This window comes from Anabaena sp. CCY 9910 (genome assembly GCF_963920875.1).
GTDB classification, from domain to species: domain Bacteria; phylum Cyanobacteriota; class Cyanobacteriia; order Cyanobacteriales; family Nostocaceae; genus Trichormus; species Trichormus variabilis.
In genome coordinates, this window is record NZ_CAWUDJ010000060.1 from 14,549 (window position 1) to 27,936 (window position 13,388).

Sequence of the window (13,388 nt, forward strand, 5' to 3'; positions counted from 1 at the left end):
ACCCCTAAACCCCTACACCCCTACTCTCCACTTCCCACTACTCTTCGACTCGCAAAGTGTCAAGGATTACTGTAGCATGACAATTAAATATGTCTTCCGCCTGATGAATTTCCAAGATGGTAAAGCTAACTAGCTCAAAATCGGCACGACAACGCTTCAATTTTTCCCGATGGGCAATTGAGTATTCGTGGCTGACTGTCAGTTTTTGGATTGCCGTAGCGGTAGCTGGCGCGCTGGCTTTCAGTTCCCTTAAGTATGCTTTGTTTCCAGATATTACCTTCCCGGTAGTGGTGGTAAATGCTACGGCTCCTCTAAAAACTGCCGTGGATACTGAAGCAAAGCTTACCATACCTATAGAGGAGAGTCTGCGTTCTTTAGAAGGACTAGATAACCTCCGCTCATCTAGCTATCCTGGTCAGGCTGCTGTGAGTCTGGCTTTTAGTGTAGGAACAAATCTCGAAACTTCCACTAGTAAGGTCGAAGCAGCACTCAAGCAGTTAAACCTTCCTCAAGGTGCAAGTTACAAAACGATTCCTTTGAACTTGAATGAGTCTGCTGCTGTGAGTTATGCCATTGAGAGTAATTCTCGGAATCTGGCAGATTTAACAAAGTTAGCTCAAGACCAGATTACACCAGCGATCGCTAAGTTACCAGGAGTGCTGAAAGTTTCGCTGTTGGGCGCTCCGACTGCCTCACCGCCCCTGAATGCTGCCAGTGATAGCCTTGCGGCTCTTAGTCAAGGCGCAGGCACACTGGTAAGGTTCAATGGTCAATCAGCACTGGCATTTCAAGTAATTAAACGTGGTAACGCTAACACCTTAGAAGTTGTTAGTCGAGTTGAGCAAGAAGTGCAGAAGCTCCGAGCTAATCTCCAAGATGTCAAACTCACCTTAGCCGCAACCCAAGCAGAGTATATCCGCCACGCTACTAAGTCAACCATAGATGCGCTCATAGAGGCGATCGTGTTGTCCATTGTGGTGATTTATCCCTTCTTATGGAATTGGCGGGCAACTTTCATCTCCGCATTGGCTATTCCTACGTCCTTGTTGGCGACATTTATCGTGATGGCAATTTTTGGCTTCAATTTAGAAACCATCACCTTACTAGCTCTAGCATTGGTCATTGGGAGTGTAATTGATGATGCCATCCTTGATGTAGAAAATATCATGCGGCACATCGAAGAAGGTGAAACCCCGCGCCAAGCTGCTTACTCAGCCACAGATGAAATTGGCTTAACAGTTGTTGCAACTACCGCCGCCGCCGTAGCCGTATTCTTACCCATCGGTTTGATGGGTGGAGTAGTTGGGCAATTCTTCAAGCCATTCGGCATAACGGTTTCGGCTTCCTATATAGCTTCTACCTTAGTTGCTCGTACCCTATCACCAGTTTTAGCTACCTATTGGCTAAAACCTGTCACAAAAACTCCCGAACGAAAGGAAGCGAACATCTGGGGAAAATTCACCCAATTTTATCGCAACTTACTCAACTGGTCTTTAAGTCACCGTAAAACAGTTGTTGCTTTAGCCGTACTCAGTTTTGTTGCTGGTATAGCTTTAATACCATTCATCCCAAAAGGCTTTATTCCCAAACTAGACCGGGGTGAATTCAACATCACCTACACCGCACCCTTGCCAAAGATCCCTGATTTGGCAGCTTTACAACTACAAGCAAGACAAAGACGCAATATTACCCAATCCCCAATCCCCAGTTCCCAATCCCCAGTTCCCAATCCCCAGTTCCCAATCCCCAACCCCCTCAACGACTCTCTAGAAGTAGCTAAAAAACTAGAAGAGGTAGTGAGAAAATACCCAGATGTGGAAACAGTGTTTACCACAGTTGGTTCTCGTGAGGGTGAGCCGAATAAAGGAACACTGTATGTCAAGCTAAAGGAAGACCGTCAAATCCAAACTGCGGAATTACAAGACCAATTACGCTCAAATTTGCCTAGTCTTCCTGGGGTAAATACCAGTGTGGAAGATATTCAATTTGTTGATACGGGTGGGCAAAAACCTCTACAAGTAGCACTAAGCGGTAACGATTTACAGGGTCTTAATGAAGCTGCTAAGAAAATTAAAGAGCGCATCGAGAAAATACCCGGATTTGCTGATGTCACAGTTACAGGCGAAACCAATACTCAGGATCAGGTTTTGCAAATTGAACGGCTGAACAATCAACGGGTAGCTTATATCAGCGCTAACTTGGGACAGGATTTATCTCTAGGTAATGCTACTGATAAGATAGTAGCGGAAGCCCAGCCCATCTTACCTGCTGGTATCACCTTAAATTTGGGAGGAGATTCGGCACGCCAAAGCGAGGTCTTTGGTAGCTTTGCTTCCACTTTGGCGTTGTCAGCACTGTGCATTATCGTCGTACTAGTTTTACTGTTCAAAAGTTGGATAGACCCAATAGTAATTGGGGTCTCCTTACCTCTATCCATAGTGGGTGCAATGCTGGCGTTACTCTTTACCAAGAGTGACTTTGGCATGATTTCCCTGATTGGTTTTGTCTTCTTACTGGGGCTAGCAAACAAAAACGCCATTGTCCTAGTAGATTACATCAACCAACTACGTCAAGCTGGCTTAAACCGTACAGAGGCGATTCTCAAGGCAGGCCCGGTACGTTTGCGCCCCATCATCATGACCACCATTTCTACTCTGTTAGGAATGTTACCCATCGCCTTGGGTTTGGGTGCGGGTTCAGAATTGCGATCGCCTATGGCTGTAGCGATCGCTGGTGGACTAGTCACTTCTACCATCCTCAGCTTGATTGTGATACCCGTGGTCTATGCCATTTTGGACGATTGGTTTCCCCGGTTTGCCCACAAGGAGAGAAATTAATGCGGGTCTTTGTCACGGGGGCTACGGGTTTTGTTGGTGCTAATCTAGTGCGATTGCTGCTGCAACAGGGATACACAGTCAAAACCCTAGTCCGTCCTCAGAGTAATCTGGGTAATTTACGGGGTTTAGATGTGGAAATTGTCGAAGGGGATTTCGATAATCAATACCTTTGGCGACAGATGTCTGGTTGTCGGTATCTGTTTCATGTCGCAGCCCAATACTCCCTGTGGCAAAAAGACCGGGATTTACTCTATCAAAACAACGTCCTCGGTACTTTTCAGGTGTTAGAAGCAGCCCAAAAAGCAGGAATTGAACGTACTGTTTACACCAGTTCCGTAGCCGCCATCGGGGTAAATCCCTCTGGTGCAATTGCCGATGAAACCTATCAAAGCCCCGTAGATAAGTTAATTGGACATTACAAAAAGTCCAAGTTTTTAGCAGAACAGGAAGCTGTGCAAGCCGCAGCTAAAGGACAAGATGTAGTCATCGTTAACCCCAGCACCCCTATTGGCCCTTGGGATATCAAACCTACACCCACAGGGGATATTATTCTGCGGTTTTTACGGCGACAAATGCCCGCTTATGTGAATACCGGACTGAATTTAATCGACGTGCGGGACGTAGCTTGGGGACATTTACTAGCCTTGGAAAAAGGGAAAAGTGGCGATCGCTATATCTTAGGACATCAAAACCTCAGCCTCAAGCAACTACTTGAGAAACTGGCAGAAATCACAGGTTTACCCGCACCCCAATGGACTGTCCCAGGCTGGTTACCCCTAAGTGTCGCCTGGATGGAAGAAAAGATTCTCGCACCATTGGGAAAACCTCCCTCAGTCCCCATAGATGGTGTCCGTATGGCACAACAAACTATGTACTACGATGCCTCAAAAGCCATCAAAGAATTAGGTTTACCCCAATCTCCCGTCGATATTGCCCTGAAAGATGCGGTGAATTGGTTTGTTTCCCAAGGTTACGTCAAGTGAGAGAAGAGAGCAGGGGGAGCAGGCAGGAATAAATTAGGTGATCAACTGACAAATGACAACTGACAACTGACAACTGACAAATGACTATTGAGGAGTAATACAGTGGCGGTTAACTTACAACAAGCGATCGATATCGGTAAGTATTTAGTTACTCAACGTCTTTTAGGACGGAAACGGTTTCCCTTGGTATTAATGTTAGAACCATTATTTCGCTGTAATCTGGCGTGTTCTGGTTGTGGGAAAATTCAGCATCCTACAGAGATATTGAAACAGAATTTGACTCCCGAACAGTGCTTTGCCGCAGTAGATGAGTGTGGCGCACCAGTGGTTTCCATTCCTGGGGGAGAACCCCTACTACATCCCCAAATTGACGAGATTGTCCGGGGATTAGTGGAACGGAAAAAATATGTTTATTTGTGTACCAATGGTTTGTTATTGGAAAAGAGCCTAGATAAATTCCAACCCTCGCCCTATTTGACTTTTAGTGTGCATTTAGATGGGTTGCGAGAGTGGCATGATAAATGTGTAGATCGAAAAGGGGTGTTTGATATTGCCGTCAAAGCCATCAAAGCTGCCAAAGCCAGAGGTTTCCGCGTCACCACCAACACGACTATTTTTGAAGGTTGTGATCCCCAGGAAATGCAGGAGTTTTTCGATTTCCTAGAAACCCTCAACACTGATGGTATGATGATTTCCCCTGGTTATAGTTACGACTGGGCCCCAGATCAAGACCATTTTCTCAAACGAGAACAAACACGCGCCCTTTTTCGAGAAATCCTCACTCCCTATAAAACAGGCAAGAAAAACTGGAATTTTAACCACAACCCCTTATTTTTAGACTTTCTTGTCGGTGAAAAAGATTATGAATGCACGCCTTGGGGTAGCCCTAGTTATAGCGTTCTCGGTTGGCAAAAACCTTGCTATCTTTTGAATGAAGGACATTACACCAGCTTTAAGCAACTACTAGCAGAAACAGACTGGAACAAATACGGCCGCGCCAGTGGTAATCCCAAGTGTGCAGATTGTATGGTTCACTGTGGCTACGAACCTACCGCCGCAATGGATGCGATGCAACCGCAAAATATTACTCGCTCTCTTGGGAGTGTGTTTGGTAGATAGTAGGTAGGGGATTGGGGAATAAGCAATAAGATTATTGTTGGCGTAGCCTGTGTTTGTGCATAAAAATCCAGGTATCTGTAGCATTGCCTACCAAAACCGTGATACGGTTGGCAATGCCTATTCTAGATGTATTTCAGCAAAACGTCGTTGGGTGAGGAAGAAGACGCGATGAATCGCGTCTCTACAAATTGGTATAACTCTCTTTCCTTCCCTGCTTATCTGAACCGTATTGTCTTATAACCAATATTTGAAACAATTGAGAAATTCAATATGGCACAGGCGGAAAACGTAATTGGCACAGAATTAGAACTTTGTTGTTCTTCTCCTGTAACTGGGTTTTATCGTGACGGATTTTGCCAAACGGGGGCTTACGATACGGGGATGCACGTTGTCTGCGCTCAAGTGACAGCAGAATTTTTGGAGTTTACAAAATCTCGTGGTAATGACTTGAGTACACCCTATCCTGAGTATAATTTTCCTGGTTTGCAGCCAGGCGATCGCTGGTGTTTATGTGCAGCTCGTTGGCAAGAAGCACTGGAAGCGGGAGTTGCACCACCTGTAATTCTTACAGCCACCCATGCCAGAGCATTAGAAGTCTGTTCTTTAGCTGATTTGCAACAACACGCTCTGATAAATGGGGATTAGGGACTGGGGAATTGAAACTCAGGAATAAATTTTTCCCCAATCCCCAACACTTTTGCCGTGACTTTGCCAAAATATACAAAAACTTGTCACAATTTTTGCCAATATAATATATTATTTCCCAAAAAAATTCGCTTGGCAAAAATCGGCATGAGTGAAAAAACATTAGAAAGTGGCGGGAAAGCGTTTCTCGTTCTACTTTTGCCAATATCGTTTTTGGTTATTTTCCTGGTTTCTACCTGGAGATTTTTGCTGGCACTGATCGTTCTAGCCATTGGTTTCAAAATTTTCCAAGAATATCAATGGCAACAGTGGTGTCAGCGAGTGAACCCAATTTTCAATCAGTTAGTTCGGGAAAACCAAGGCAAAATTACGCCTATGGATTTAGCAATTCGTGGCAATTTTCCTGGCCCGTCGGCAAAACGTTATTTAGAAGGTAAAGCTTCAGAATTTGGGGCAAGTTTACTACCAGCTGGAGAAGGCGGTGAAGTTTACTATTTCATCACAGCCAGCATTTTAGGTAACATCCTCGACAGTAGTGAGCCAGTGAAACAACTCGCTTCTCAACCAGTGACGACAGAAGCGCGATCGCTCCTAGCGCCACCACCCCCACCAGAACCAGTTTTAGCAGAGCCTGAACCTGAAACTGAACCTGAAGCTGAATTACCACCAGTGACTCATCACGAAGTTAAACCAAATCTGGAAAGACAGCTAATTTTCGGTTCCCTGATTCAATCAGAACTGGCGAAGCGTCTCAATGTATATTCCAGCACTGTTTACAAACGACGCAATGATCCAGATTTTCCAGAATGGACGCGCAGCCGCGATCCTGATGGAATTGCCTGGACTTTTTCCGAAAGAACTAAGGAATTTTTCCCATTAGAAGAAAATTAAGGCAACAGTGTTTTTATTGGTCATTGCTCAGTCATCGTTAACAAACTTAGGACTTACGTATGAAAACGAAATATCAAGGGTTTGGAGAAGGGTATAGGGGTATAGGGGTGTAGGGGTATAAATGTTTGAAACCCTTACACCCTCACACCCTTACACCCTTACACCCAGCCTCAACAGAAAATCTGGGTGCGTAAGTCCTAAAACTATTGACTGTGGACTATTGACTATTGACTTGTTAATTTTTAAATTCTAAGCCTATAGCTTCGCTGATGGAATTTAATTCATGTTCTTCTAACTTTGCCAGCAACCCAGTTAAAATCTGGCTCACCATCATCGGCCCTTGGTAAATCCAGCCTGTATAAACTTGAATCAGGCTGGCTCCAGCAGTAATTTTTGCCCAAGCATCTTCAGGGGTAAATATGCCCCCAACTCCAATGATGGGGATTTCTCCCTGGGTTTGCTGCCAAATAAAACGAATGATTTCCGTGGAGCGATCGCGCACTGGCGCACCGCTAATTCCGCCAGCTTCTTCTTGGGGTGCTTTGCCTGTTTGCTCAATCACTTGAGTTTTCAGTCCATCACGGCGAATTGTGGTGTTAGTAGCGATAATCCCTGCTAATTGGTAGGTTTCAGCTAATCCAATAATGTCAGCGATCGCTTCCCATTCTAAATCCGGCGCTATCTTGACAAATATTGGTTTATGTGATTTATTTTCCTTCTGTAAGACATCCAAAATAGAACTGAGCATCGAGGCATCTTGGAGCGATCGCAAACCCGGAGTATTGGGAGAAGACACATTCACTACAAAATAGTCACCCAACTCCTTGAGTAAGCGAAAACTATTTAAATAATCTTCGGCGGCTGCTTCTAAGGGTGTCACCTTAGATTTACCTAAATTAATACCTATAGGGATGGAAAACAGTCCTTTTTCATCAGCCAAGCGTGTAGCCATCACCGCCGCACCATGATTATTAAAGCCCATGCGGTTAAGAGCAGCTTGATCCAAGGGTAAGCGAAACAGACGCGGGGGAGGATTACCGGGTTGTGGGACAAATGTGACTGTTCCCAGTTCCGCAAAGCCAAAACCCAAACTAGACCAAATTCTAGCTGCTACACCATCCTTATCAAAACCAGCAGCCAAACCCACAGGATTGGGAAACTTTAAGCCAAACAAATTCTGCTCCAGCCGAGAATCTTCTATACACAGTGACTTTTGTAAGATATTTTGCACCCACTTAGTACTTGTGCGATCGCTTGTGTGTGACAGCCAACTCAAACTCCTCATTGTTTGCTGATGCAACCACTCCGGATCAGCCTTCACCAAATCAAATAAAAGTGGACGAACTGCAAATTTATATATATCCATAGTGAAGAGCCAGTAACCAATAATTTTCTTTTCCCAATCCCCAGTCCCCAGTCCCCATTACCCCTTATCCCCAATCCCTTTCATCCCGAAATATCAATCAATACCCGTAAAGATATTAGTGTGGGTAATTTGGGCATCTTATATATTACAAGTTATGTTGATCAAAAATCAGATGGGGCAGCCACATAAATCGATAGCCGCCGAACAACCAATTCTTGCCTTAGGACGTGTTCTGCAAATCCTCAGGGAGGAAGATGATGTTGATGTTCTGATTGAAACTACTATTAATTACATTCACCGTGAGTTTAACTACAAGCTGATTTGGATTGCTAGTTACGATCGCCTGAAACACACTTTATTTGGTAAAGGAGGTATCGCTCCTGGTAGTGACATTAACTTTTTACGTAGACGGTTGGTTCTACAACCGGGGGATTTATTAGAACAGGTAGTAATTCAACAGTCTCCCTTAGGGGTTGCAGATATCCGCAACGAAAAACGGGCTGGAGAATGGCGAGAAGTTGGTACAAAATTTAATATCCAAGGGACAATCATGCTACCCATGCGTCATAAAAACAGCTGCATGGGATTGCTGTTACTCGGTTCAGAACGTTGGGGTTATTTGCTACCAGAAGATGCTAAAGCTCGTCTGATGATGGTTTTAGGTGAACTAGCAGCCAGTCTCTATCAACAGGAAATAAATTTGCAACAAAAGCAAATCAAGCGTCCTGATGAGCCATTATTACAACTACTAGAAAATATCCGTAATCTGAATAATTTAGAGGAAAGGCTAAAGGCGGTAGTAGAAGCTACCCATAGTTTCGTTTCCCCTAGTCGTACCAATATTTACTGGTTTGAAAGGCAAGGACGCTATTTTTGGTGTCGGATGGGCGATCAATTAGTCAATATTGGTCGGGAAACTAACCGTGAACAGTCAGCCGCAGGGATGACTGTGCAAGACTTAAGTGATTTATATTATGCTTTATCGGTTAATAAAATTATTTGGATTGGTGATGCTCGCAGTTCCTTAGAAGGCCAGTTTACAGCTAAACTGTTGCAACGTCTGCGGGTGCGATCGCTCTTAGCAGCCCCGATTATTTGGCAGAAAGACCTGTTGGGATTTCTGGCGGTAGAAGGTTATGAACCACGCATCTGGACGGAAGCTGATAAAAATTTTGTTCAAGGCGCGGCGGGGTTTCTATCGCTGGTAGCACCTAACGACAAAATAGAAAATATTGTTAAACAAATTCAAGACGATTCCCAGTTAACTAGTGAAGTGGCTCAAAGTATCTACACTCACCAAGACTGGAAGGAAACTTTACGGGTTTGTGCTGCTAAAGTGTTACATCGCTTTAATGCTACTCGTTTTTTACTCTTACATTACGACCCTGACCAGAATAATTATCAAGTTATTTATCAAAATCAGCCCCACCATCGCCGTCCTCTAAGCTGTAGCTTCGGTTTATTGTCGCAGACTGACAGACAGATGTTGAAATCGGCAAATGCTACAGTGGCAGTAGAAAATGTAGAAGCAGATTTACGATTTTTTAACTGGCGGCCTCTTTTATTAGAGCATGGCGCGCGATCGCTGTTAATGTGCAATTGCACTCAAGATCCGAAAGCAGAAGTATTATTAGTTGTCACCCACACCAGCCATCGCAGTTGGACGAACCTAGAGAGGGAACTGCTGTGGGTTGTCAGTCAACAAATAGGGGTAGTTGTCAAACAGTGGCGACTACAAAAGAATAACGAACAACAGCAACAAGTCCTCCAAAGTATCCAAAATTGTCTACGGATTTTAGACGGAACTGAGAGCGAAGACAGCGAAACTGAAAAAAATCATTTGGAATGTGCAGCACTCAGGCAAATTGCATCTGTGTTTAACTGCCCTTTGGCACTGTTATTGTCTTGGTCACATGGCGAGTCTACAGCAGAAATTATCCCTGGTGTAATTCCCGATAATCGATTTGAAGTTGAGGTATCAGCCAAACTTTCCATTCAATATGAAGCTGTAATTCAATGGGCGCTGGTGGAAAATAGTTACTTAAATGTCAGTGTAGATCATTTACCTCCAGAAACACGCCAATGGTTACATGGTGAGGGGATTGGACAAGTTTTATTAATGGCTTTACGAACTGGAGTTGATCACCAACCTACGGGAGTTGTATTGTTGGCAGACCATCGAGAACGCCACTGGCCACAACATCGTCTTGATGCTGGCAAAATTTTAATTGATCAGCTTGCTTGGTTGCGTCGTCAACAACAAATTAGTCAACGTCTAGAGTCTACAACCCAAGAGTTACGCCAACTCAATTGGTACAAACATCGTCGTTTGGAAAGCGTCCAGCGCACGACTACAAACTTACTAAAACAAATGTATGATCTGGGCGTTCCTACAAATGATATGGCACATACACGATATCAAGTTTTACTGAAACAGTTAGACCATACATTTACTTCCATCACCACAATGGTCAAACTGGAACAATGGCAGTTACATATAAACTGGGAAACTATGCCCATAGCCAGTTTACTCAAGCGATCGCTCGAACGCATAGATAAATTAGTTCAAGAACAAAAGTTGTGGATTGGTGTCCACGGTTTAGCACAAACCCAGACAGAGAAGGAAGTAACCAACAGTGGTGCATTACTCAAAGGCGTTTCTACCCCAGCGAACCTATCAACAATGGCGATCGCTGGCGATATTGTAAAATTTGAACTAGTCCTTTACGAATTATTGCTCGCCGCCTGTCATCGTTCTCCTAACAGCAGCAGAATAGATATTTGGTGTCGTCATATAGATAAGCAATTTTTAGAAGTATCAATTACAGATAACGGCAAAATTCCCGCAGAATTACTCACAGAGATACAACAGAAAACTCACAACGATATTCTGGCTTTCTGCAATTTTGCTCAATCGCCCAATTTAAATTTGTTAATTTGCCAACAACTGATACAGCAACTAGGCGGGGAATTGGATATCTATCAATCACCTGATAATCGAGTCGTTAGCCGCTTAGTGCTGCCATTGGCTGAAATTAGTTCGTAATTTTTCATTAGGGATATTAGGGTAGGCTGTTGACTTTGTACCTTTTCAGGTGTTAGGGACTTCCAGATCAAAAATCTCCCAAATGTAGGGTGAGTCAGTGCAATAAAACCTAACTGTAACAGGAAATTATTCATACTGACGCACCCTACTAAGTGTTAATTTGGAATAATTTATTGTTTGGTGTTCCCTTAAAAATTCATGCACAATCCTTTCCTGACTGAGTAAAATTCGCAGTGAGAAAAGTTATTTTTGGCGCTTTTTAAGTAACAAGTGATAATAATGGGTATCTACTCGTTACTCATTTAATTTGTTTCACCAATGATGACACCAAAACTGTATGAATAAAAAATGGGTAAATCTCATCAAAGTCAACAGCCTACCCCTATACCCCTACTAATGTTTAAGGATATTCAAGTTAAGCTATACAAATATATTGCATTAATACTGCTATTAATTGTCTCAAATGCTGTGGCATTACCTGCTGTAGCTGCCGTATGCCGTAACTATCATGGTCAGCATATTTGTATTGTTAACATTAATCGTAGTGCTAAAAATTATTGGGAATACAAGGCAAGTATTACTATTGACGGAGAAAAAAGACCACTAGAAGTCTATAATTGTCGGCACAAGTTTAAATTGCAACAAGATGGAACTTTAGTGACATTTCAACGCAAAGATCCAGGTGAGTTTATTTGTAGTTTTTTCAAAAACACCTCATATGGAGGAAAATAAAGTTTTTAGGGGTTGCAAAAGTCTGGCTTAATGGATGGACGAGAGTTTTATTCAAGTTTAATTAGGCTTCATATTCTGCATCATGCAGTTCAGGAGCCAGTTTTTGGGCTAGGTATTATTGAAGAACTGGCGCGCCACGGTTATAAACTCAGCGCTGGCACACTATACCCGATGCTACACGATATGGAACGTAAGGGATATTTATATTCTGTTGAGGAGAAAGCCGGGCGGCAAAGTCGTAGACTCTACCAAGCCACGGACTTAGGTAAAATCACTCTAGAGAATGCCAAAGAAAAGGTACGGGAATTATTTGGGGAATTGTTGGAGGATTAAAATCATCCTGAGTTGCCGTCACTGACGTTGGCACACACCAAACTACTCCCACAAAACTTTCAACGTTTGGCTAATTCTGGAGTTTTCCCCTTCAACCCAATCATTAACTTGAGCATAAATGTTTTTAGCGCGGGTACGCTTTGCAAAAACCATAAACCCAAACGACGAACAAACACCAAGGGAGGGAATTGGTTAGAAAACATCCGGTCTAACATATCAGTGAACCCTAAAATAGCTAGGTTCTCCTTTTGTCGCCAGCTTTCGTAACGTTTCAATACCCGAATGTTGCCAATATCTTCACCAGCTTGATGTGCTTTTTGGATGACTTGGGCTAAAGCGGCGACATCTCGAATACCCAAGTTTAATCCTTGTCCACCAACAGGATGACAATTGTGTGCTGCATCGCCAACTAAAGCTAAACGGGGAAGGACATAACGATCGCTTTGCATGAGTTGTACTTGAAAAACGAAGCGATCGCCTAACAATTCCAATTTACCCATCTGCTGCCCAAAGCGTTGGCTAAGTTCTTGTAAAAATTCTTCATCATTTAAGGCACACAGGGCTTTTGCCTCATTGTGGGGAGCTGTCCAAACGATGCGGCAACGGTTCCCTGGTAGAGGTAAAATCGCAAAAGGGCCACTAGGCCAAAATCTTTCGTAAGCTGTATCGTTGTGGGGTTTCTCTGGCTTGACAAAGGCAACAATGCAGGATTGCCAGTACTTCCAGCCGTGAGTTTTAATACCCGCCGCTTGACGAATAGGCGATCGCGATCCGTCTGCGGCTACCAGTAATTTGCTACGGATTGTGTTTAATTGATCGGCAATTTTGACGGTGATGACTACTTCATTTTGCTGATAATTGGTACTCACCACCTCAGCCGGACAAAGATAAGTCACATTTGGGCAATTCTGCACAAACTCCTGTAGAGGTTCCAGTAACGCTTGATGTTCCGCTACATAACCTAATTCTGGTGTCCCTAAATCTGTGGTTTCAAACTCCACCACACCAGGATAATCAGCATCAGAAAGGCGGACTTGGCGGTACTTGGCAATCTGAGGCAGAATTTTATCCCAAATACCAATTCCTTGGTAAATTAGCGCTGATAGCAGATGAACTGCATAGGCTTGACCTTTGGCTACTGCTGCGGATGAGACTTTAGCCTCAATCAACAGTATATTCAAGCCAGAATCTTTTAATGCCGAAGCTAGGGTTAACCCAACAATTCCGCCGCCGACGATGACCAAATCATAGTGGTATCTTCGCAGTTCTGGCGGTGTCGGTTGAGGAGAAATAGTTTGAGTAATCTGCGTTAGCGCCATTGTTAAGAGAGATTAAGGCATTCTAACTATTATTCTTACGCGATCGCCCCTGTTTGAGCAAGTTATCCCTCTTTTGTTACTACGGGGAGAGTATAATCAGGAAGAAAGCAGACAAAG

The 13,388-nt window shown here is 43.6% G+C and carries 10 protein-coding genes; 8 read left to right on the forward strand and 2 right to left on the reverse strand.

Annotated elements, in window-relative coordinates; all coding sequences use genetic code 11:
• Positions 1-116: 116 nt before the first annotated feature.
• The 5 genes from ACM5QX_RS26875 to ACM5QX_RS26895 all read left to right on the forward strand — a co-directional run bounded on the left by ACM5QX_RS26875 (position 117) and on the right by ACM5QX_RS26895 (position 6,475).
• Positions 117-2,837, forward strand: a complete 2,721-nt coding sequence (locus tag ACM5QX_RS26875) for an efflux RND transporter permease subunit (RefSeq protein WP_414756300.1) — start codon at positions 117-119, stop codon at positions 2,835-2,837.
• Positions 2,837-3,820, forward strand: a complete 984-nt coding sequence (gene hpnA, locus ACM5QX_RS26880) for a hopanoid-associated sugar epimerase (protein ID WP_414756301.1) — start codon at positions 2,837-2,839, stop codon at positions 3,818-3,820. The genes ACM5QX_RS26875 and hpnA overlap by 1 nt, the downstream gene beginning before the upstream one ends.
• 102 nt (positions 3,821-3,922) lie before the next feature.
• Positions 3,923-4,939 (forward strand): adenosyl-hopene transferase HpnH, encoded by a 1,017-nt coding sequence (hpnH, locus tag ACM5QX_RS26885; protein WP_011318062.1) that lies wholly within the window; start codon positions 3,923-3,925, stop codon positions 4,937-4,939.
• A gap of 270 nt (positions 4,940-5,209) precedes the next feature.
• The gene (locus ACM5QX_RS26890) at positions 5,210-5,584 is read left to right on the forward strand and encodes a DUF2237 family protein (protein ID WP_414756302.1); all 375 of its coding nucleotides are present in this window, start codon (positions 5,210-5,212) and stop codon (positions 5,582-5,584) included.
• 147 nt (positions 5,585-5,731) lie between these two features.
• A complete protein-coding gene (locus ACM5QX_RS26895; protein WP_414756303.1) occupies positions 5,732-6,475 on the forward strand; it encodes a hypothetical protein in 744 nt (247 codons plus the stop codon).
• A gap of 235 nt (positions 6,476-6,710) precedes the next feature.
• Here the strand turns inward: ACM5QX_RS26895 and ACM5QX_RS26900 are convergent, their stop codons facing one another.
• Positions 6,711-7,841, reverse strand: coding sequence for a quinone-dependent dihydroorotate dehydrogenase (locus ACM5QX_RS26900; RefSeq protein ID WP_414756304.1), 1,131 nt, complete (start codon positions 7,839-7,841; stop codon positions 6,711-6,713).
• Positions 7,842-7,995: 154 nt separating this feature from the next.
• Between ACM5QX_RS26900 and ACM5QX_RS26905 the strand changes: the two genes are divergently transcribed.
• The 3 genes from ACM5QX_RS26905 (at position 7,996) to ACM5QX_RS26915 (ending at position 11,952) form a co-directional block, all read left to right on the forward strand.
• On the forward strand, positions 7,996-10,887 hold the full coding sequence (locus tag ACM5QX_RS26905) for a GAF domain-containing protein (protein ID WP_414756305.1): 2,892 nt from the start codon (positions 7,996-7,998) through the stop codon (positions 10,885-10,887).
• Positions 10,888-11,235: 348 nt separating this feature from the next.
• A complete protein-coding gene (locus ACM5QX_RS26910; RefSeq protein ID WP_414756306.1) occupies positions 11,236-11,619 on the forward strand; it encodes a hypothetical protein in 384 nt (127 codons plus the stop codon).
• Positions 11,620-11,649: 30 nt separating this feature from the next.
• Entirely contained in the window at positions 11,650-11,952 is a 303-nt protein-coding gene (locus ACM5QX_RS26915; protein WP_011318068.1) for a PadR family transcriptional regulator, read from the forward strand.
• A gap of 59 nt (positions 11,953-12,011) precedes the next feature.
• Here the strand turns inward: ACM5QX_RS26915 and ACM5QX_RS26920 are convergent, their stop codons facing one another.
• Positions 12,012-13,271 (reverse strand): FAD-dependent hydroxylase, encoded by a 1,260-nt coding sequence (locus ACM5QX_RS26920; RefSeq protein ID WP_414756307.1) that lies wholly within the window; start codon positions 13,269-13,271, stop codon positions 12,012-12,014.
• Positions 13,272-13,388 lie beyond the last annotated feature (117 nt).

Coding starts and splice junctions, on each gene's coding strand:
- ACM5QX_RS26875 (WP_414756300.1), top strand. CDS start 117: ATGGTAAAGCTAACTAGCTCAAAATCGGCACGACAACGCTTCAATTTT.
- hpnA (WP_414756301.1), top strand. CDS start 2,837: ATGCGGGTCTTTGTCACGGGGGCTACGGGTTTTGTTGGTGCTAATCTA.
- ACM5QX_RS26890 (WP_414756302.1), top strand. CDS start 5,210: ATGGCACAGGCGGAAAACGTAATTGGCACAGAATTAGAACTTTGTTGT.
- ACM5QX_RS26895 (WP_414756303.1), top strand. CDS start 5,732: ATGAGTGAAAAAACATTAGAAAGTGGCGGGAAAGCGTTTCTCGTTCTA.
- ACM5QX_RS26900 (WP_414756304.1), bottom strand. CDS start 7,841: ATGGATATATATAAATTTGCAGTTCGTCCACTTTTATTTGATTTGGTG.
- ACM5QX_RS26905 (WP_414756305.1), top strand. CDS start 7,996: ATGTTGATCAAAAATCAGATGGGGCAGCCACATAAATCGATAGCCGCC.
- ACM5QX_RS26910 (WP_414756306.1), top strand. CDS start 11,236: ATGGGTAAATCTCATCAAAGTCAACAGCCTACCCCTATACCCCTACTA.
- ACM5QX_RS26915 (WP_011318068.1), top strand. CDS start 11,650: ATGGATGGACGAGAGTTTTATTCAAGTTTAATTAGGCTTCATATTCTG.
- ACM5QX_RS26920 (WP_414756307.1), bottom strand. CDS start 13,271: ATGGCGCTAACGCAGATTACTCAAACTATTTCTCCTCAACCGACACCG.